The sequence below is a fragment of the Bradyrhizobium vignae genome (assembly GCF_004114425.1).
In the GTDB taxonomy this organism is placed as follows: Bacteria; Pseudomonadota; Alphaproteobacteria; order Rhizobiales; family Xanthobacteraceae; genus Bradyrhizobium; species Bradyrhizobium vignae.
This window is the reverse complement of record NZ_RDQF01000047.1, coordinates 42,546-61,613: the sequence shown is the minus strand read 5'-3', so window position 1 is coordinate 61,613 and position 19,068 is coordinate 42,546. Positions and strand designations below refer to the sequence as shown.

Sequence of the window (19,068 nt, the reverse complement as noted above, 5' to 3'; positions counted from 1 at the left end):
ATGCCAGCCGTACGTCACGCCATCGTCGATCTCATCCTTCGGCCGCCGTCTCAGCATTGCCCATATTGCCGAAGGCAAATCCGTGAAAAACAGCGGCGAAAACACAATCTGCCAAAGTAGTGCTAGCTCGCCCGACGTCCTTTGCGCATCGTCGCGAGCACGATTTCGGCGGCGAGCATGCTCGGCGATTTGTTGCCGGTTGACATGATCTGATCGAGCTTGGCGAATGCCTCGACCTGCTCACGGCGGAGCGGCGAATCCGTCAGCAGCGCAGAGAGCGCCGGCGCCAGCTTCTCCGGCGTGCACTCCTCCTGCAGGAACTCCGGGATGACATCCCTGCCGATCACGAGATTGGCAAGGATCACCGAGGAGACGCGGATCGCGCGGCGCAGGATGAAGGCCTCGATGGCGCCGACGCGATAGGCCGTCACCATCGGAATGCCCGACAATGCGAGCTCGAGCGTCACCGTGCCGGATTTGGCCAGCGCAGCATGCGCGATGCGGAAGGCCGCACGCCTCTCGCTCTCGCCGATCACGATGTGAGGCTTGACCGGCCAATGCGCTATGCCTTCGCGGATGGTGGTTTCGAGATGCGGCATGGTCGGCAGCATCGGCTCGAACGCGCAGCCCTTAGCCTGCAACCGGCCCAGCGTTGCGCCGAACACGTCGAGATGATGCCGGATCTCGCTGCGGCGGCTGCCGGGCAGCACCAGCAGCACCGGGGGCTCACTGTTGCGGCGCTTCTGCTCCTCCGCGTTCGGCCGCAGCGAGCCCAATTGCTCGATCAGGGGATGGCCGACATAGCTGCATGGCGGTCCGCCGAGCTTGCGGTATTCCTCGGGCTCGAACGGCAGCAGGCCGAGCACGTGATCGACATAGCCGAGCATGGTCCGTGCCCGTCCCGGCCGCCATGCCCAGAGCTGCGGCGAGACGTAATCGACGATGGGAATCGCCGGACTGCGCGACCGCACGCGCCGGGCGACGCGGTGGGTGAAGTCCGGGCTGTCGATGATGACGAGCGCGTCGGGCGCAGCCTCGGTCACGGCGTCAGCCGTGTTACGGATCAGCCGCAGGATCTTCGGCAATTGCTGCACCACCGCGGCAAAGCCGACGATCGACAGCTCCTCGATCGGAAACAGCGATTCGAGGCCCTCGCGCGCCATGGTGCGGCCGCCGACGCCGACGAACTGCACGCCATCGCCGAGGCGCTGGCGCAGCACCTTCATCAAGGCGCTGCCGAGCCTGTCGCCGGATTCCTCCGTCGCGATCAGGAAGATCTTGCGCTTGGGATCGCGGTCCAGCATCACGCGGGCAGGCCGATGACGAAGAGATATTTCGCGTCGGCAAGCGCGATCATCGCCTGCGGCTCGGCGGCGATGGTGTTGCCGGCGATGACGGCGATGCCGGCAAGGCCGGCGGCCGCGACGCCCTCGATCGTGCGCGGGCCGATCGTCGGCAGGTCGAAGCGCAGATCCTGGCCGCTCTTCGGCGCCTTCACCAGCACGCCGCGTCCCGTGGCGGCGCGGATGCGCCCCTCCTCGCGCAGGCGCGCCACGCGCGCAAGCAGTGCGTCGGTGCCCTCGATGTCCTCGACCGCGACCACATGACCGTCGATCACGACCGCTGCCTGGCCGATGTCGAACGGACCGAGTGCGGTCAGCACTGCCCGGCCGCGTTCGATGTCACTCTTGCTGGTGCCGCTCGGCCAGGTGCGGCTGATGCAGCCCTCGGGCATCAGCAGATCCGGCGCGACATCCTTGATGCCGACCATGCGGAAGCCGTCCTGCTCGAGGATTCGGCCGACACCCGACAGCAGATGATCGTCGCCGCCGCGGAACGCGCGGATGACATTGCCGAGCAGGCGCAGCGTCTTGACGTCGAAACGGATCTCGGACAGCGAGGGCCGCACCAAGGTGCCGATGAAGATCAGGTCGCGGCAGCCTTCCTGGCGGAACAGCCGCATCGCGCGGCCGAGCTGGCCGACCGATATCCAGCGGTGGCGGAACTGCTCAACCCGCGCCGGATCGCAGGCCCCGCGTAGCGGAAACAGCACCGGCGTGATGCCGCGCGCCGCAAGCGACTCGGCGACCGCGAACGGCATGGCGCCACCGCCGGCGACGATACCGACCGGTGACGAAACTTGCGAAGCCGCCGATGTCGTGCCCGCGGCCATCACAGGATCACTTTGCGATGGCGGGAAGACAGAGCGGGCGCTTGCCCTTGCCGATGAAGTCGAGAATTTCGGCGATCGCGGAGTCTTCGCCCGCGAGCGGCCGCACTGCCTCCAGCCGCTCGGCGAAGGTGCCGGGCCCGTGGAAGAGCTTCTGATAGAACGCGCGCACGGTCGCGAGCCGCTGCTTGGTGAATTTGCGGCGCTTCATGCCGATCAAATTGAGGCTCTCCAGCACCGCATATTGGCCGTTGACCAGTCCATACGGGATGACGTCGTCGCGCACGCCGCACACGCCTCCGACCATGACATAGGGGCCGATGCGCGTGAACTGATGCACGGCGGACAGGCCGCCGATGTAAACGGCGTCGCCGATCTCGCAGTGGCCGCCGAGCGTCGCCGACGTCGCGAAGATCACGTTGTCGCCGACCATGCAGTCATGGCCGACATGGCTGTTGTTCATGAAATAGCCGCCGCTGCCGACGCGGGTCAGCCCTCCACCCTTGATCGTGCCGACATTCATCGTCGCACCTTCCCGGATGGTGCAGCCCGAACCGATCTCGAGCCGGGTCGGCTCGCCCTTGTAACTGAGATCCTGCGGGGCGCCGCCGAGCACTGCGAATGGCGAGATCACGCAGTCATTGCCGAGCGAGGTGTGGCCGATGACGGTGACATGTCCGATCAGCTTGCAGTTCGCGCCGATCACGACGTTCGGGCCGATGATGCAATAGGGTCCGATCTCGGTACCCTCGCCGATCACGGCGCCGTCCGCGACCCGTGCGGTGGGATCAATCTTGCTCATCAAGCCAATCTTACTCGTCAAGAAGGTCTGGTTATGTATTGAAGTCGCTTGGTTTTCGGGTGGTTAGCGCGACTATGCCCGATCTGTCCAGTGACGTATCATCTCGTCCTGTTTCAAGTGCTGGATGAGGCGGCCCTCCCGCCCCCCTCAACACGTTCAGGCGGAGCTTCAACGATCGTGGTCAGGGCCTTCGTCCTTCTGCTCGCGCAGCTCGCGGGCACACCGATCGTGTCCGAGACGGTCGAGACCGACGAACACCGCCTCGTCGATCTCCAGACATTCGAATGCCGGGACATCACCCGCAGCACGGTGCTTCAGCGGGTCTGTTACGATCGCGCGCAGCAGGACCTGATCGTCGCGAGCCACGGCGCCTATGACCGCTATTGCGGCGTGACGGCCGAGACGGTCGAGCGCCTCCTCGGCGCGCCGTCGATGGGCCAGTTCTTCAACCGGAATATCAAGCGCGAGACGACCGCCGGGCGCTACGCGTGCCGGACGCGCGAGCCGGCCCGGAAGGGTTGAGGCCGCTCAATCCGTCAGCATGGCGCCGACATCGGCCTCCGCGACGATCTGGCCGTTGACCTTGGCGTCGCCGTGAAACCACCACATGGCCTTGCGGCGCCCGAGCGAGCGCATGTGATACTCGATGGTGTCGCCGGGCAGCACCGGCTTGCGGAACTTGCACTTGTCGATGGTGAGGAAATAGACCGCGCGCGGCTTCTCCGTGCCTTCGACCGACTTGATGCCGATCACGCCGGCGGTCTGCGCCATCGCCTCGATCATCATGACGCCGGGATAGACCGGGCGCTCGGGGAAATGTCCCTGGAAGGCCGGCTCGTTGAAGGTGACGTTCTTGATGCCGATGCCGCTGTAATCGGCGCGGATGTTGATCACGCGGTCGATCAGCAGCATCGGAAAACGGTGCGGCAGGGTCTGGAGGATCGCGTTGATATCCACCAGCTCGAACTTAACAGGTGATTCCGCCGTCATTCCCGTCCCTCGTCCTTCGGATCGGCCTTGCTGTCGCGTACCAGGCGCTCCACCGCGATGATCTCCTTGAACCATTGTTTGGTCGGCTTGGCGAAATGTCCGCCCCAGCGACCGCCTGGCGGGATGTCGTCCTTGACGGCGCTCATGGCGGTCACCTGAGCCCCATCGCCGATCTTGAGGTGATTGTTGATGCCAACCTTCGCTCCGAGCGCCACGTTGTCGCCGATGGTCAGGCTGCCGGCGAGGCCGATCTGGGCCGCCAGCAGGCAGTGCCGACCGATCGTCACATTGTGGCCGATCTGGACCTGGTTGTCGATTTTGGTCCCCTCGCCGATCACGGTGTCGCGCAAGGACCCCCGGTCGATCGTGGTGTTGGCCCCGACCTCAACGTCGTTCTGGATCAGCACCCGCCCGGTCTGCGGTACCTTCAGATGGCCCTCGGGGCCGAAGAAGATGAAGCCGTAGCCGTCCTGGCCGATGGAGCAGCCGGGATGGATCAGCACGTTGTTGCCGATCAGGGCGCACTGGATCGCCGTGCGGGCGCCGACATTGCAGTCCCGGCCGATCTTCACGCCGGGGCCGATCACCGCTCCGACGCCGATCACGGTGCCGCTGCCGATCTCGACGTCCGGGCCGATCACGGCCAGCGGATCGACGATCACCCCGTCCTCGAGCCGGGCCGAGGGGTCGATGATTGCCGAGGGTGCGATGCCGTCATTGCCGACCCAGGACTGCGGCCGCAGCGCGTCGCCGTGCCACTCCCGAGCGATCCTGACGAAGGCGCGGAATGGCTGCGCCACCCGCAGCACGGCCACATGCGCGGGCACCTCGGCCTCGAAGCGCGGGCTGACCAGACAGGCGCCCGCCTTGGTCGCCCTGAGTTGATCGGCATATTTGAGGTTGTCGAAGAATGCCAGATGCATCGGGCCCGCCTCGTCAAGCGAAGCTAGGCCCGTGATGATGTGGCCGCCCCTCTCGGGGTCGACCAGCTGCGCCTTGGTCAGCGTGGCAATCTCGGCCAATACTGTGGCAGGCGGCTTTGTGAAGAAGGTCGGCTGCGCCATTCCACCCGTCGCGGTCCGGCTTCGGCATGAAGCGGTCAGGCCGCATCATGCCTCATGTCTTGGATTGGCACGATCCCTTTCGGAAACCGGCTCCGGTGATCCGGATCGTGCCGTGCTGATCGAACTAGAACGTGGTGCCGCCGCCGAACCGGAACTCTTGCACGCGGTCGTATTTCCCCTTGGTGATCGGCACGGCGTAGTCGAAGCGCAGCGGACCGAACGGGGACTGCCAGATCAGGCCGACACCCACCGACGAGCGAACCACCTTGCTGTCGTCATAGACGAGGCCGGTACAGGTCCCCGCGCTCGACGGATTGACGGTCGACGGGATACAGCCCGGCACATTGACCTCGTTGGTCGCCGTCCAGCTCGTCGGTCCCTTGTAGTCGTAGAGGCCGCCGGCGTCGGCATAGACCGCGCCCTTCAGACCCACTTCCTTCGGCAGGAACCAGAACGGCATCTGCAGTTCGAGCGAAGCGCCCCAGTATTTGGTGCCGCCAAGCGCGTCCTGCGTACCGAACGGGTTCAGGTCGCGCGGGCCGATGCCGTTCGGGGCAAAGCCGCGGACGAGGTTCGGGCCCATCTGGAAGTGGTCGAGCATGCGCAGATCGCTGCCGATCTTGTTCAGCATGCCGCTCTGCAGGCGGACGAGACCGACGATATCGGACACCAGCGGAGTGTAGTACTTCGCGTCGATGACCGACTTCAGGTAGGAGACGTCGCCGCCGACGCCGGCGAAATCCTGCCGGAAGTCGATGAGCAGACCGTCGGTCGGGTTCTTGTTGTTGTCCAGCGTGTTGTAGGTCAGCGTGTAGCCGAGCGCCGAGGTCAGCGCCTTGCCGGCGGCAAGCTCCTTGCGCACCGGCAGCGAGGCTTCGCCGTCGCTGTAGCAGCCGAGGCCATTGGTCGAGGCCAGGCTGATACCGTTGGCATTGGCAAACGCAGGGCTCGGGTTGAACGCAGCCGAACCGACTACGTTGTTACAGTTCGCCAGGTAGAACGGCAGCGTGATTTCCTGCTGGTAGATCGAATAGCGCACCTGGAGCGCCAGATCTTCACGCAAGGAGAAACCGAGGCGCGGCGAGAAGCCGAGCGTCTTGGTGCCGTAGGAGATGTAGCTGTTGGACAGCTGCTGGCGCTGATAGAGGTCGAGGCCGAGCGCGACGCGGTAGTCGAGCAGATACGGTTCGACGAAGGACAGCGAGTAGCCGCGGGCGTACTGGCCATAGGTCACCGACGCCTTGGCGAACAGGCCGCGGCCGAGCAGATTGCGCTCGGAGACCGAGACTTCGGCCAGCGCGCCGTCGGTGGTGGAGTAACCGCCCGAGATCGAGAAGTCGCCGGTCGATTTCTCTTCCATGTCGACGATCAGGATGACGCGGTCGCTCGACGAGCCCGGCTCGGTCGTGATCTTCACGCTCTTGAAATAGTCGAGGTTCTTCAGGCGCCGCTCGGCACGGTCGACCAGCGCGCGGTTGTAGGCGTCACCTTCCGAGATGTCGAACTCGCGGCGGATCACGTAGTCGCGTGTGCGGGTGTTGCCGCGCAGGTTGATGCGCTCAATATAGGTACGCGGGCCCTCGTCGATGTTGAAAACGACGGACACCGTGTGCGCTTCGAAGTTGCGGTCGCCGCCGGGCCGGACCACGGCGAAGGCGTAGCCGCGGCGCGACGCCTCGATCTGCATCTCCTCGACCGACTTCTCGACCGATTCGACGTTGTAGAGCGAGCCGACATTGACGCGCGAATAGGCGCGCATCGAGGAGGGATCGAAGTTCGGGATGCTGGAGCGGAAGTCGACTGCGCCGACGCGGTATTGCGCGCCTTCCTCGATCTTGAAGGTGACGTTGAAGCCCTTCTTCTCCGGATCGTATTCGGTAAGCGCGGCTACCACCTGGACGTCGGCGAAACCGTTCTTGAGGTAGAAGCGGCGGATCAGGTCGCGGTCGGCCTCGACACGATCGGGGTCATAGATGTCGCCACTGGCAAGGAAGCTCAAAAGATTCGATTCGCGCGTCTTGATGACGTCGCGCAGACGGTAAGACGAGAAGGCGTTGTTGCCGACGAACTCGATCGACTTGACGCCGGTCTTGGCGCCCTCCTCGATCGTGAAGATCAGGTCGACGCGGTTGTTCGGCTGCTCGATGATCTCGGGCGTGACGCGCACGTCATAGCGGCCGGAGCGGCGATAAATTTCGGCGATTCGCAGCGTGTCGGACTGCACCATGGCGCGGGAGAAGGTGCCGCGCGCCTTGGACTGGACCTCAGCGGTGAGCTGCTCGTCCTTGATCTTCTTATTGCCTTCGAAGGCGATGCGGCCGATCACCGGGTTTTCCACCACGGAGACGATGAGCTGGCCGCCGGAACCGCGGTTGATCCTGACGTCCTGGAACAGGCCGGTCTCGATCAACGCCTTGAGGCCGTCGTCGATGGCGGCTTGATCCAGCCGGCCGCCCGGACCGGGCTTGAAATAGGAGCGGATCGTCTCCACCTCGACCCGGCGATTTCCCTCGACGGTAATCGACTGAACGGTCTGAGCGAGCGCAGACGAAGACACCAAAACAGCCCCAACCGGGGCAACCACCGGCGCGCCGAACAAGATCAGGGTTGCGAGCAAGCCCCCCCGGAGTCGCAGTCCAAACTTCATTGCGCAACGCGCCCTTATCATTCCGAGCCAGACCCAACCCCAACGCCGGTCCGGAGATTCCCCAACTTCAGGCCGCTTGTAGCCAATTTCGCCGACGCCGCAAACGGCCGAAAGCGCCGCAATTTCAATTTCATTCCAAGACGTTGCTCAACAGCAACGCCACAAAAAAGCCTCTATCAGGATGCGGCCATCCGCAGGATGTCGTTGTAGGTCGCAAATACCATCAGCATCAGCACCAAGCCGAGCCCGATTCGGAACCCCATTTCCTGAGTCCGCTCGGACAAGGGCCGCCCCCGGACCACTTCGGCCGCGTAGAACATAAGGTGGCCGCCATCGAGCAGCGGGATCGGGAACAGGTTCAACAGGCCGATCGACACCGACAGCACCGCACAGAGATTGATCACGAACTGGAACCCGGCGCTGGCCGCCTGCCCCGACATTTTCGCGATGCCCAGGACGCCGCTGACCTCGTTCGGATTGCCTTGTCCGACGAACAGCGACCCCAGGAACTTGAAGGTGCTGGTAATGATGAACCAGACCTGCTCGCCGCCGATCTTGAGCGCTTCACCGACGCCGACCGGTGCGGTCGAGGCCTCCCCGGCCTGCGATTTGTGCTCGACGCCGAGCACGCCGAGACGGTGGCTGTTGCCGAACGGATCCTTGCGCTCGAGCAGCGCCGGGGTCGCGGTCAGCGAGACGATGGCGCCGTCCCGCTTCACCTGGAATCTAAGCGCCGAACCGGCGTTCATCGCAACGATTCGCTGCATGTCGGCAAAGCTCTCGATCGGCTTGCCGTCGATCTGGACGACGACGTCACCGACCTTGAAGCCGGCCGCTGCTGCCGCCCCCTCGGCAACGACGCCGTCGACACGCGCGATCGTGCTCGGCTTGCCGTAATAGAGCGCCATGCCGGCGAAGATCAGCGCACCCAGGATGAAATTGGCGATCGGTCCTGCCGCGACGATGGCCGCACGCGGGCCGACCTTCTTGTGGTGGAAGCTGCCGGCGCGCTCCTCAGCCGTCATGGCCGCGAGCGTCTCGGCCGACGGGGTCGAGGCCTCGCTCTCGTCGCCGAAGAACTTGACGTAGCCGCCGAGCGGGATGGCCGAGATCTTCCAGCGGGTGCCATGGCGGTCGTTGAAACCAACCAGCTCAGGGCCGAACCCGAGCGAAAAGGTCAATACGCGCACGCCTGCCCAGCGCGCGACCAGGAAATGGCCGAGCTCGTGAAAGAACACGACGATGGTCAGGACGAACAGGAAGGGAACCGCGTAGCCGAGGAGCCCATGGCTCAACGTATTGAAACTATGGACGAAAAAGTCGATCATCGAATTCCCTCACCCAGCGCCTTAAGGCCCTGGTCGCGAACCAACTAGGATGCCTTTAAGGCAATTTGAGGCAATAGGGCGGCAGCCCTATTTCGAGCAACATGGTCAACGGAGATTGCATCGTCGGCGGACGTCAGGGGCGCCTGATTCCCGCCCTTGATCCAATCGTCAAGGGTCGCCTCGACCAGCCGGGCAATCGCACCGAACCGGATCTTGCCGGCGATGAAGGCGGCGACCGCGACCTCGTTGGCGGCGTTGTAAACCGTGGTCGCCCCCTTCCCGGTTCGGAGCGAATCGTAAGCCAGCCGTAGTCCGGGGAACCGCTCGAAGTCCGGCGCTTCGAAAGTCAGCTGACCGATCTTGGCAAGGTCGAGCTTGGCCGCCGGCCCCTTGATGCGATCAGGCCAGCCGAGGCAATGCGCGATCGGCGTGCGCATGTCGGGCGCGCCGAGCTGGGCGACCACCGAGCAGTCGGAAAACTCGACCATGCCGTGGATGATCGACTGCGGATGAACGAGAACGTCGATCTCGTCCGGCGAGAGCGCAAACAGATAGGATGCCTCGATCACCTCGAGGCCCTTGTTCATCATCGAGGCGGAATCGATCGTTATCTTCTGGCCCATGCTCCAGTTCGGATGCTTCAGGGCCTGATCGAGCGTCGCCTGCTCGATGTCGGCAGGCTTCCAGGTCCGGAACGGGCCGCCGGAGGCCGTGATGATGACACGGACGAGCTCGTCACGGTTACCTGAGCTCAGCGCCTGGAACAGCGCGTTGTGCTCGGAATCGGCGGGCAGGATGCAGGCACCCGCTTTCGCCGCGCGCTGCATGAAGAAATCGCCGGCGCAAACGAGGCATTCCTTGTTGGCGAGCGCGACATGGGCGCCGCGGTCGACCGCCGCCAGCGCCGGCTTCAGTCCGGCAGCGCCGCTCACGGCCGCCATCACCCAATCGGCCGGACGCGCGCCGGCCTCGATCACCGCGCTTTCGCCGGCGCCGCATTCGGTGCCGGTGCCGGCCAGTGCGGCCTTGAGCTCGGCGAGCTTGGAGGTGTCGGCGATCGCCACAAAGCGCGCGGAGAATTCCCTGGCGAGCTTGGCCAGCGCTGCGACATTGCCGTTCGCCGTCAGCGCTTCGACGCGGTAGCGCTCGGGCGAGGCGCGCAACAGATCCATCGTGCTGTCGCCAATCGAGCCGGTGGCGCCGAGGACCGTGACGCTGCGGACGTCGGACGCAGCAAGCCTGTTGTTACGCAATGGGACCGCGCTCATATCCTCACCAAACCATAAGACCGCTTCCGGCGCTATGCACACCATGGCGGACGAAGCCGATAATCCATGCCGCCAGGATGGCGGCGACAAAACCGTCCAGACGGTCCAGAAGCCCGCCATGACCGGGAATTAAGTGACTGGAATCCTTGACCCCGAAGCGCCGCTTCACGGCGGATTCGAAGAGATCGCCGAGCTGCGAAACCACCGACAGGACGGCGCTGACGAGCAGCAGTGGAACCGCCTTTCCGATCCCGCAGGCGGCAAATCCGGCCGCAACCACAAGGCTCGCCGCAAAGCCGCCGAGCGCTCCGGCCCAGGTCTTTTTCGGACTGACGCGCGGCCACAGCTTCGGCCCGCCGATGCTGCGGCCGGCGAAATAGCCGCCAATATCGGTCGCCCACACCACGAGCAGCACGAACATCAGTGCGGAGAAGCCGTTGACGAGATCCTTCCGCACCAGGATCGAGGCCAGCAGCGCCGCCGATGCATAGGCAAATCCAGTCGCCGCCCAGACGAACTTGCCTCGCGCAATCAGCATCACGATCGCACCGCCGATGCAGCCCGTGATGATGGCGGTCTTCAGCGCACCGAAGGTCACGCAGAATCCCATGGTGGCGATGACGATGGTCCCCGCCCCCGTCAGCGCAACCGAGCTCGCGCCCACCACCGTCAGCCATTCCGCGAACAGCCCGATCGACACCAGGGTGACGAGCAGCGCCCAAAGCCAGCCGCCGGCGTAGGCGAGCGCAACGGCAAGCGGCGCCAGCACCAGTGCTGCGAGGACTCGCAGCACGAGATTGCTCGGGGCGGGCTGAGAGCCCGCCGGTGCGGCGTCGGGTTCGCTCACGAGGCGGTCTTTGCGACCAAGCCGCCGAAACGGCGCTCGCGCCTGGCAAATTCGGCGATCGCGCTCTCGAGTGCCGCCTTGTCGAAGTCGGGCCAGTGGATCGGCACGAACACGAGCTCGCTATAGGCGGCCTGCCACATCAGGAAATTGGACAGGCGCTGCTCGCCGCTGGTGCGGATGATGAGATCGGGGTCGGGAATGTCGGGCGCGTCGAGATGCGCCCCCAGTGTCTCGGCGTCGATCGTGGCAGGATCCCGTCTGCCTTCCGCGACCTCGCGGGCGAGCTTCTGCGCCGCTTTCGCGATCTCCTGCCGCGAGCCGTAGTTGAAGGCGACGACGAGCGTCAGGCGCGTGTTGTCGCGCGTCAGCTCCTCGGCCTCGTTGAGCAGCGCGCAGATATCGCTTTCGAGCCCCTCGCGCTCGCCGATGATGCGAACCTTGACGCCGTCGCGATGCAGGCTCGCCAGATCGTTGCGGATGAAGCGCCGCAGCAGACCGAACAGATCGCCTATCTCGCTCGCCGGGCGCGACCAGTTCTCCGAAGAGAACGAGAAGATGGTGAGATAGCGAATGCCGAGTTCGTGCGAGGCGCGCACCACGCGGCGCAGCGCGTCCACACCGCGGCGATGCCCTTCCGCACGGGGCAAGCCGCGCGCGGCCGCCCAGCGCCCGTTGCCATCCATGATGATGGCGACATGCGCAGGCGCTTCGGACCTATCGGGTCCTTCCGTTGCGGGCGCGGCGGCGTTGGACATGAAGGCGATGCCTTAAACGGTGAGGATTTCTTTTTCCTTGGCGGCCAGCAACTGGTCGATCTCGGAAATGGTGCCGTCGGTCGCCTTCTGCACCTCGTCGGCGTGACGCTTCTGATCGTCCTCCGACATCTCGTGATTCTTCTCGAGCTTCTTGAGCACGTCGAGACCGTCGCGGCGGACATGGCGCGCGGCGACCTTGGCGGCTTCGGCATATTTGTGCGCGACCTTCACCAGCTCCTTGCGCCGCTCCTCGTTGAGCTCGGGAATGCGCAGGCGCAGCACCTGCCCCTCGGTCGCCGGCGACAGGCCGAGATTGGAATCGACGATCGCCTTCTCCACTGCCTTGACCATCGACTTGTCCCAGACCTGCACCGAGATCAGCCGGGGCTCCGGCACACTGACCGTGGCGAGCTGATTGAGTGGCATGTGACTGCCATAAGCCTCGACCTGCACCGGATCGAGCATCGAGGCGGAGGCGCGGCCGGTGCGCAGGCCGCCGAGCTCGTGCTTGAGGGACTGGACGGCGCCTTGCATGCGGCGCTTCACTTCGTTGAGGTCGAAATTACCCGTGGCCATCACGTTTCTCCTTCAAAATCCCGGCGACCGCTCCGCGCCCTTCCCTCGGGGGGCGCCAGACGAGCCGTCAGCCGGCGACGATGGTTCCGTGGCCGACGCCACGCAGAATCGCGCCGATCGAGCCCGGCTCCGCGATCGAGAATACGATGATAGGCAGCGATGTCTCGCGGGCAAGCGCGAAGGCGGTCGCATCCATCACCTTGTAACCACCCGCGATCGCCTGCGAATGCGTCAGGCGGTCGAACCGCGTCGCGGCCGGATCCTTCTTCGGGTCGGCCGAGTAGACCCCGTCGACATTGGTCGCCTTCAGAACCGCCTGTGCGCCGATCTCGGCGGCCCGCAGCACCGCGGTCGTGTCGGTGGTGAAGAACGGATTGCCCGTCCCGCCGCCAAGCAGCACGATCCGGCCTTCGGCGAGGTATTTGTGTGCCGCAGTGCGGGTGAACAGCTCGGAAATCTCGGGCATGACGAAGGCCGACAGCGTCCGTGCCGGCGTGCCCTTGCGCTCGATCGCCGCTTCCAGCGCGAGGCAGTTCATGATGGTGGCGAGCATGCCCATGGTGTCGCCGGTCGTGCGCGACACCCCGCGGGAGGAGACCTCGACGCCACGGACCATGTTGCCGCCGCCGATCACGACCGCAACCTCGGTCCCGAGATTACGGGCCGCGATCAGATCGTCCGCAACCCGGTCGACTGTCGGCTGATCGATGCCAAAGCCTTGCTGCCCCGCGAGATATTCGCCGGACAGCTTGATCACGACGCGACGATAGACCGGATCAGTCATGAGCACTTTCCTTCTCCGGGCGCCGCTTCCGGCGGCACGCCGGAAGGAGGTGTTCCGGCGCTTACTTCTTGCCGCTGGCAGCGGCGACCTCGGCCGCGAAGTCGCTTTCCTGCTTCTCGATTCCCTCGCCGAGAGCATAGCGCACAAAGCCGGCGATCTTCACAGGCCCGCCGACTTTGCCTTCAGCCTCCTTCACCGCCTGCGCCACCGACTTGCCGGTGTCGTGGATGAAGGCCTGCTCGAGCAGGCAGACTTCCTTGTAGTAGGTCTTGAGGCCGGACTCGACGATCTTCTCGATCACGTTCTCGGGCTTGCCCTGCTGACGGTATTTGTCGGCGAGCACGTCCTTCTCGCGCTTGACCACGGCCGGATCGAGGCCCGACGGATCGAGCGCCAGCGGGTTGGCCGCCGCGACATGCATCGCGATCTGACGGCCGAGCGCGGCGAGCTCCTCGGCCTTGCCCGGCGATTCCAGCGCCACGATCACGCCCATCTTGCCGGCGCCTTCGACGACGGCCCCGTGGACGTAGTGAGAAACCACGCCCTGGCTCACCTCGAGCTGGGCGGCGCGGCGCAGCGTCATGTTCTCGCCGATGGTGGCGATCGCATCATTGATCGCGGTTTCGATCGTGACGTCGCCGACCTTGGCGGCCTTGATCTTCTCGACATCGGCACCGACGTCGAACGCGACCTGGGCGATCATCTTGACCAGGCCCTGGAACTGGCCGTTGCGCGCGACGAAGTCGGTCTCGGAGTTGACCTCGACCACGACGCCCTTGGTGCCCTTGGTGAGTGCGCCGATCAGGCCCTCGGCCGCGACGCGGCCGGACTTCTTGGCGGCCTTGGACAGACCTTTCTTGCGCAGCCAGTCCTGCGCCGCTTCCATGTCGCCGTTGGTCTCCGTGAGCGCGGCTTTGCAGTCCATCATGCCTGCGCCGGTCGACTCGCGCAGGTCCTTGACCATCGCAGCTGTGATCGTTGCCATCGTTGAAAATCCTTTGTGCCTGGCGGTTTGCCGCAGCGCGGCATCGAAGCGCCCCGCCGCGGTCCATCTCAGGGATTCGCGTCAACTGAAATGGTGGCCGGATCCTATCCGGCCAACCCATCGCTCTTTTTGACTATTCCGCTTCCGCGGTCAGCGCCTTGGCCTTGGCCACCCAGGCATCCGCACGGCTCGGCAGACCGACTTCTTCGCCGATCGTGAGCGCGGTGTCGTGGTCGAGCTCGGCGAGCTGCCAGTAGTGGAAGATGCCGAGATCGTTGAACTTCTTCTCGATCGCACCCGACACGCCCGGGAGCTTCTTGAGGTCGTCGGCGGTGCCACGCGGACCCGCAAGGCCCTGGAAGCCGCTCGACGAGGGCGCCGGAAGCTCTTCGGCGACCGGCTCAGCCGAAGCGCCGACGTCGATGCCCGAATCACCCTGGGCGCGCGAGATGCCGTCGATCGCCGCACGCGCAACGAGATCGCAGTACAGCGAAATGGCGCGGCCGGCGTCGTCATTGCCGGGGACCACATAGGTGATGCCCTTGGGGTCCGAATTGGTGTCGACGATCGCGGCGACCGGGATGTTGAGCCGCTGGGCTTCCTGGATCGCGATGTCTTCCTTGTTGGTGTCGATCACGAAGATCAGGTCGGGCAGACCGCCCATGTCCTTGATGCCGCCGAGCGAGCGGTCGAGCTTGTCGCGCTCGCGCTGCAGCGTCAGGCGCTCCTTCTTCGTGTAGGAATTGGCTTCTCCGCTCGAGAGCACGTCGTCGAGGTGACGCAGGCGCTTGATCGAGGCCGAGATCGTCTTCCAGTTGGTCAGCGTGCCGCCGAGCCAGCGCGAATTGACGAAATACTGCGCGCAGCGCTTGGCCGCGTCCGCAACACCGTCCTGCGCCTGGCGCTTGGTGCCGACGAACAGGATGCGGCCGCCCTTGGCCACCGTGTCGCTGACGGCCTGGAGAGCCTGGTGCAGCATCGGCACGGTCTGAGCGAGGTCGACGATGTGGATGTTGTTGCGGGTGCCGAAAATGAACGGAGCCATTTTCGGATTCCAGCGGTGGGCCTGGTGGCCGAAGTGCACGCCAGCTTCGAGCAGCTGACGCATGGTGAAGTCGGGTAGCGCCATCGTTCTAATTCTCCGGTTGGTTCCTCCGGAAACGTGTGAGCAAAACGGAGCGTTCTCGCCCCGGCTGCCACCGGACGGCCTTGTGAGCCATGTTTCCGTGTGAGATGGCGCGCTATATAGCGCCATTTCGGCCAGAAGCAAGGAAATAAGGGCCTTTCGGGGGCGGGTCTCGCCCGCCGAACGCCTGGTCCGTCAACCGCGCGCCGTATCCTAGCATTTCGGCTGGTTCGGCGGGCACTTCTTTGCCGCCGGCGGCGGGGCCGCTGGCCGCGGCGGTGGGGCTGCCGGACGCGGCGGCGGCGGTGCCACAGCCATCCGGGGCGGCGGCGGAGGCGCCGGCCGGGCTGCCGGTGGCGGAGGCGCGGGCCGCGCCATTGGTGGAGGCGCCGGGCGGGCCACCGGCGGGGGCGCAGGCCGTGCGACCGCCACCGGCGGAGCGTTCCGCGTCGGCGGAGGCGATGCGACACGCGGCGGAGGCGGCGGCGCCGCGCGCAGCGCTGCTGCCGGCGGCGGAGGCGTTGGTCGTGCCACGGCCTGCGGCCGCGGCGGTGCAGCAGGCCGGGCGGCCTGCGCCGGAGCAGGCGGTGGCTGATTCGGCGACCTGATCTGCTCGCGCGCGGCCGAAGGCGACGGCGCGCCCGGCCGACCGGCGGCGGCCGAGGACGGGTTGGTCGCCGGCGGCAAGCCGGCCGGCTCGCGCGTCGCGGACTTGGCGCGCTCGGCAGGACCGGTCCCGGGCGGGGTCTGTGCCACTGGCGGCTTCGGCGGCTGGCCGGGCGCAGCGGTCGCGGGAGCGGCCGCCGTTGGCGCACCAGGATGCCCCGGTAGCGTCGTGGCGGGCGCCGCGGCCGTTGGCGCCCCCGGATGCGTCGGCAGCGTCGTGCCGGGTGCGGTTGCCGTCGGCGGCATGGGCCTGCCGCCGGGCAGAGGTCCTGCCCCGGCCGGAGGTGCTGGCGGACCACCACGCGCGCCGGGAACCGGCAGCGTGTTGGCCTGAGGCAACTTGGTCTGTGGCGCGGGCGATGGCGCCGCAGTGGGCGCGACATTCGCCGGTGTCCCGGGAGGTGTCACGGGCCTCGCGGTCGGCTGGATCGTTGCGCTCGGCGGCAGTGGCGCCTTTCCCTGCTGGATCAAGGCGGCGCGCTGCACGACGGCCTGCGGGACAGCGGGACCTGCCGGCGTGGCACGGCCGGCGACGGCCGGTGCCAGGCTCGTCGGCCCGGCCGCGGCGCCCGCAGGCGGCGCGGGCGGCTGGTTGATCACGGTGTTGATGACCGTGGTGTTGTGGATGTTATTGAAGATGATGTTGTTCGGCGGCGGCGCGACATAGACCGGCGGACTATAGAACGCCGGGATCGGCACGAACACCGGCTGCGGCAGCACGAACAGGCCGACCACGGGCAGCGGCGGCGGCAGCACGACGAAATCGGGCGGCGGCGGCGGACAGAAATAGACCGGCGGCGGCGGCGGCGGCACGAAGTCGAACACGGGATCGCTGAAATACAGCACCGGACGATCGACATAGACCACCTCCTCCGGAGGCGGTGGCGGCACGTCGTAGTCGATCATCGCAAAGGTCGGCGGCGGCTCGGCCGGCGCGGTGAGGATCGCCAGGCGTCGGCGCGCATCGGCCGCATGCGGGCCGCGCGGATAGCGGCGCATATACGACCAATAGGCCTCCGGCGTGTCGGTCCGATAGGTCCGTCGCCATGTGATGGCTTCGCGGCGTGCGGCGACGATCGCCATCACGCGCTTGGCGAGCGGATCGCCGGGATAGGCCACGAGAAACTCCTCATAGGCCGCCAGGGTGTCGCGCTCGAGCGCGGCGGCATAGGCATCCTGCACGCCGAGATCGCGGATCGGCTTGCTCCGGATTGCGGCGACCTGGTCGGGCGCAGCCTCCGGCGGCGGCGCATCGGGTCCGCGCTCGAAGAAAGAGAATTGCGCCGATATTTTCTGCTCATTCCAGGGCACCTGCGCGCCCTTGGAGGCCTCGTTGACGCGCAGGCGAACGCGGTCGAACACCTCGGGCAGCGGCAGGCCGCCGGTGCGGATCATCTCGGCGAGCGACTGTGCATAGATTCCGTACGGCCCCTTCTCCTCCGGCGCCACCGTGCCGGGCGCGGCGTTGAAGGCGATCAGCATGTTCGCCTCGGGCTCGACCAGCGCCAGACCGCTCGCGATCGGCTGACCGCCTTCGATAAAGGGCTGCGCGCGGGCCGCGTCGAGCACCACGATATTGGCCTTGAGCGGAATGGACGCGAGCTGGCGCGCATAGTCACTGATGCGCATGGCCTCGGTCGGTATGTCGGTGTCGCGGGTGATGTTGGAATCGACCGGGATGAAATAGTTCTCGCCGGCCAGCTGCACGCCGTAGCCGGCGAGATAGATCATCGCGACGGTGCCCGGTCCCGAAGCCTGGGCCTTCTGAATGAAATCGCGCATGCTCTTGCGCAGCGTGTCGCCGTCGAGATCGCGCGCGCCGACCACATCGAAGCCGGCCGCCTGCAGCGTCTGCGCGATCAGGCCGGCATCATTGGCCGTCGTCGCCAGTGGCGACTTGGCATAGGCGCCGTTGCCGACCACGAGTGCAATGCGCTTTTCCGGCTGCTGCGCGCGCGCCTGATCCGGCGCGGCGGCGGCAAGAGCCACGATCGGCAGCAGAAGGCAGATGAAGGCTCTGAGTGTCCCACGCATGGCTTGCTTGCCCGCTTTTGTTGTTGAGGTGCCACCACGCATGAGGCGCGCAGCCGGCTGAACGGCGGTTGAACGAAAAGCTCGGATTGAGGCGCTGGCGTGGCCGCGCCGCCGCGGGCGTCAGCTCCAGGTCAGCCTCATGTCAGCTCGAAAGGGCGGCCCAGGCTCAGCCCTGGGCAAGCAACTCGACGGTCCCCGTGCTCAGCCGATAGATACCGCCGACCACCTTGAGCTTACCCTGCTCGGCCGCTGCGTTGAGGATCGGAGCAGCCGATCTCAGCTTGGCGACGTTGTCGATGACGTTCTGACGAATGGCGTTGTCGAGCGCGTTCCCGCTTTGCTGGGCCGCGGTCTTCACCGCCGGCGCAATCGCGGCGGCGAGCGTGGGGATGTGCCCCGGCAGCGGCTTGTCGTCCTTCAACGCCTTGATGGTCGCATCGACGGCACCGCAACTGTCATGGCCGAGCACCAGGATCAGGGGCGTGCCGAGCACGGCGACGGCGTACTCCATGCTGGCAACGGTCTCATCGCCGGCAAAATTTCCGGCGACGCGGCACACGAACAGGTCTCCGCGTCCACTATCGAAGGCATATTCGGGCGCGATGCGTGAATCGGCGCAGCTCAAAACCGCTGCGTAAGGATTCTGACCGCCGACCAACGCCTCGCGCTCGTGGCTGAAGTCGTGGCGGCGCGACACGCCCGACACGTAGCGCGCATTGCCTTCCATCAGCCGCTTCAGCGCCGCATCGGGCGACAGCACGTTCTGCGGCTTCGGCGGCGCCTTTGCCTCCTTGGCCAAAGCGGCCCCGCCGAACGCCGCCGCTCCGAGCGCCGAAGCAGCAAGGAGCATCATGGAGCGCCGCGAAGGAGCGAGCGATTGCTGTAGATTTTGGGAGCATTTATCGCACATGGCTGTTGTCCTCCCTGACGACCCGCCGAACGCGATTGTCCGGCACACAACTCATAGCTGCGCCGGACAGGCTTCGATACCACACGGGGGCTTGATAGTTAAGCGTTGGTTTGCGG

At 65.9% G+C, this 19,068-nt stretch carries 17 protein-coding genes; 1 reads left to right on the top strand and 16 read right to left on the bottom strand.

Annotated features, from left to right (window positions below; all coding sequences use genetic code 11):
- Positions 1 to 122: 122 nt before the first annotated feature.
- From lpxB to lpxA, 3 genes are read right to left on the bottom strand one after another with little or no spacing between them, the layout of a single operon-like run.
- Entirely contained in the window at positions 123 to 1,307 is a 1,185-nt protein-coding gene (lpxB, locus tag EAV90_RS29530) for a lipid-A-disaccharide synthase (RefSeq protein ID WP_122403058.1), read from the bottom strand.
- Complete coding sequence (locus tag EAV90_RS29525; RefSeq protein WP_122403057.1) at positions 1,304 to 2,173, bottom strand: LpxI family protein; 870 nt, start codon at positions 2,171 to 2,173, stop codon at positions 1,304 to 1,306. Before EAV90_RS29525 ends, lpxB begins: the two co-directional genes overlap by 4 nt.
- A gap of 7 nt (positions 2,174 to 2,180) precedes the next feature.
- A complete protein-coding gene (gene lpxA, locus EAV90_RS29520; protein ID WP_122403056.1) occupies positions 2,181 to 2,972 on the bottom strand; it encodes an acyl-ACP--UDP-N-acetylglucosamine O-acyltransferase in 792 nt (263 codons plus the stop codon).
- Positions 2,973 to 3,149: 177 nt separating this feature from the next.
- On the opposite strand from lpxA, the gene EAV90_RS29515 reads away from it, so the two are divergent.
- Positions 3,150 to 3,494 carry a KTSC domain-containing protein gene (locus tag EAV90_RS29515; RefSeq protein WP_122403055.1) on the top strand — a complete coding sequence of 115 codons (345 nt, stop codon included), beginning with the start codon at positions 3,150 to 3,152 and terminating at the stop codon, positions 3,492 to 3,494.
- Positions 3,495 to 3,500: 6 nt separating this feature from the next.
- On the opposite strand, the gene fabZ is transcribed toward EAV90_RS29515, so the two are convergent.
- The 13 genes from fabZ to EAV90_RS29450 form a co-directional block, all read right to left on the bottom strand.
- Positions 3,501 to 3,962: a 3-hydroxyacyl-ACP dehydratase FabZ gene (fabZ, locus tag EAV90_RS29510; RefSeq protein ID WP_122403054.1), complete on the bottom strand. Its 462-nt coding sequence runs from the start codon at positions 3,960 to 3,962 to the stop codon at positions 3,501 to 3,503.
- A complete protein-coding gene (lpxD, locus tag EAV90_RS29505) occupies positions 3,959 to 5,026 on the bottom strand; it encodes a UDP-3-O-(3-hydroxymyristoyl)glucosamine N-acyltransferase (RefSeq protein ID WP_122403053.1) in 1,068 nt (355 codons plus the stop codon). The genes fabZ and lpxD overlap by 4 nt, the downstream gene beginning before the upstream one ends.
- 124 nt (positions 5,027 to 5,150) lie before the next feature.
- The gene (gene bamA, locus EAV90_RS29500; protein WP_122403052.1) at positions 5,151 to 7,673 is read right to left on the bottom strand and encodes an outer membrane protein assembly factor BamA; all 2,523 of its coding nucleotides are present in this window, start codon (positions 7,671 to 7,673) and stop codon (positions 5,151 to 5,153) included.
- Positions 7,674 to 7,849: 176 nt separating this feature from the next.
- The gene (gene rseP / locus EAV90_RS29495; protein ID WP_122403051.1) at positions 7,850 to 9,001 is read right to left on the bottom strand and encodes an RIP metalloprotease RseP; all 1,152 of its coding nucleotides are present in this window, start codon (positions 8,999 to 9,001) and stop codon (positions 7,850 to 7,852) included.
- 44 nt (positions 9,002 to 9,045) lie between these two features.
- Positions 9,046 to 10,269 (bottom strand): 1-deoxy-D-xylulose-5-phosphate reductoisomerase, encoded by a 1,224-nt coding sequence (dxr, locus tag EAV90_RS29490; protein ID WP_122403050.1) that lies wholly within the window; start codon positions 10,267 to 10,269, stop codon positions 9,046 to 9,048.
- A 4-nt stretch (positions 10,270 to 10,273) separates the two neighbouring features.
- Complete coding sequence (locus EAV90_RS29485) at positions 10,274 to 11,116, bottom strand: phosphatidate cytidylyltransferase (protein WP_122403049.1); 843 nt, start codon at positions 11,114 to 11,116, stop codon at positions 10,274 to 10,276.
- The gene (locus tag EAV90_RS29480) at positions 11,113 to 11,871 is read right to left on the bottom strand and encodes an isoprenyl transferase (protein WP_036010029.1); all 759 of its coding nucleotides are present in this window, start codon (positions 11,869 to 11,871) and stop codon (positions 11,113 to 11,115) included. Before EAV90_RS29480 ends, EAV90_RS29485 begins: the two co-directional genes overlap by 4 nt.
- A 12-nt stretch (positions 11,872 to 11,883) precedes the next feature.
- Entirely contained in the window at positions 11,884 to 12,447 is a 564-nt protein-coding gene (gene frr, locus EAV90_RS29475; RefSeq protein WP_122403048.1) for a ribosome recycling factor, read from the bottom strand.
- A 67-nt stretch (positions 12,448 to 12,514) separates the two neighbouring features.
- Positions 12,515 to 13,231 (bottom strand): UMP kinase, encoded by a 717-nt coding sequence (gene pyrH / locus EAV90_RS29470; RefSeq protein ID WP_122403047.1) that lies wholly within the window; start codon positions 13,229 to 13,231, stop codon positions 12,515 to 12,517.
- Positions 13,232 to 13,292: 61 nt separating this feature from the next.
- Positions 13,293 to 14,216 carry a translation elongation factor Ts gene (gene tsf, locus EAV90_RS29465; protein ID WP_122403046.1) on the bottom strand — a complete coding sequence of 308 codons (924 nt, stop codon included), beginning with the start codon at positions 14,214 to 14,216 and terminating at the stop codon, positions 13,293 to 13,295.
- Positions 14,217 to 14,349: 133 nt separating this feature from the next.
- Positions 14,350 to 15,345: a 30S ribosomal protein S2 gene (locus EAV90_RS29460; RefSeq protein ID WP_122403045.1), complete on the bottom strand. Its 996-nt coding sequence runs from the start codon at positions 15,343 to 15,345 to the stop codon at positions 14,350 to 14,352.
- Positions 15,346 to 15,555: 210 nt separating this feature from the next.
- A complete protein-coding gene (locus tag EAV90_RS29455; protein WP_122403044.1) occupies positions 15,556 to 18,042 on the bottom strand; it encodes a caspase family protein in 2,487 nt (828 codons plus the stop codon).
- A 166-nt stretch (positions 18,043 to 18,208) separates the two neighbouring features.
- Positions 18,209 to 18,952 carry a carbonic anhydrase gene (locus tag EAV90_RS29450; protein WP_122403043.1) on the bottom strand — a complete coding sequence of 248 codons (744 nt, stop codon included), beginning with the start codon at positions 18,950 to 18,952 and terminating at the stop codon, positions 18,209 to 18,211.
- Between the last annotated feature and the right edge of the window lie 116 nt (positions 18,953 to 19,068).

What these genes read in the sequence shown, in the direction of transcription:
- EAV90_RS29525 (WP_122403057.1), bottom strand. Translation starts at nt 2,173, where the DNA reads ATGGCCGCGGGCACGACATCGGCGGCTTCGCAAGTTTCGTCACCGGTC.
- fabZ (WP_122403054.1), bottom strand. Translation starts at nt 3,962, where the DNA reads ATGACGGCGGAATCACCTGTTAAGTTCGAGCTGGTGGATATCAACGCG.
- frr (WP_122403048.1), bottom strand. Translation starts at nt 12,447, where the DNA reads ATGGCCACGGGTAATTTCGACCTCAACGAAGTGAAGCGCCGCATGCAA.
- tsf (WP_122403046.1), bottom strand. Translation starts at nt 14,216, where the DNA reads ATGGCAACGATCACAGCTGCGATGGTCAAGGACCTGCGCGAGTCGACC.
- lpxD (WP_122403053.1), bottom strand. Translation starts at nt 5,026, where the DNA reads ATGGCGCAGCCGACCTTCTTCACAAAGCCGCCTGCCACAGTATTGGCC.
- rseP (WP_122403051.1), bottom strand. Translation starts at nt 9,001, where the DNA reads ATGATCGACTTTTTCGTCCATAGTTTCAATACGTTGAGCCATGGGCTC.
- EAV90_RS29480 (WP_036010029.1), bottom strand. Translation starts at nt 11,871, where the DNA reads ATGTCCAACGCCGCCGCGCCCGCAACGGAAGGACCCGATAGGTCCGAA.
- EAV90_RS29455 (WP_122403044.1), bottom strand. Translation starts at nt 18,042, where the DNA reads ATGCGTGGGACACTCAGAGCCTTCATCTGCCTTCTGCTGCCGATCGTG.
- dxr (WP_122403050.1), bottom strand. Translation starts at nt 10,269, where the DNA reads ATGAGCGCGGTCCCATTGCGTAACAACAGGCTTGCTGCGTCCGACGTC.
- EAV90_RS29460 (WP_122403045.1), bottom strand. Translation starts at nt 15,345, where the DNA reads ATGGCGCTACCCGACTTCACCATGCGTCAGCTGCTCGAAGCTGGCGTG.
- pyrH (WP_122403047.1), bottom strand. Translation starts at nt 13,231, where the DNA reads ATGACTGATCCGGTCTATCGTCGCGTCGTGATCAAGCTGTCCGGCGAA.
- lpxA (WP_122403056.1), bottom strand. Translation starts at nt 2,972, where the DNA reads ATGAGCAAGATTGATCCCACCGCACGGGTCGCGGACGGCGCCGTGATC.
- bamA (WP_122403052.1), bottom strand. Translation starts at nt 7,673, where the DNA reads ATGAAGTTTGGACTGCGACTCCGGGGGGGCTTGCTCGCAACCCTGATC.
- EAV90_RS29450 (WP_122403043.1), bottom strand. Translation starts at nt 18,952, where the DNA reads ATGTGCGATAAATGCTCCCAAAATCTACAGCAATCGCTCGCTCCTTCG.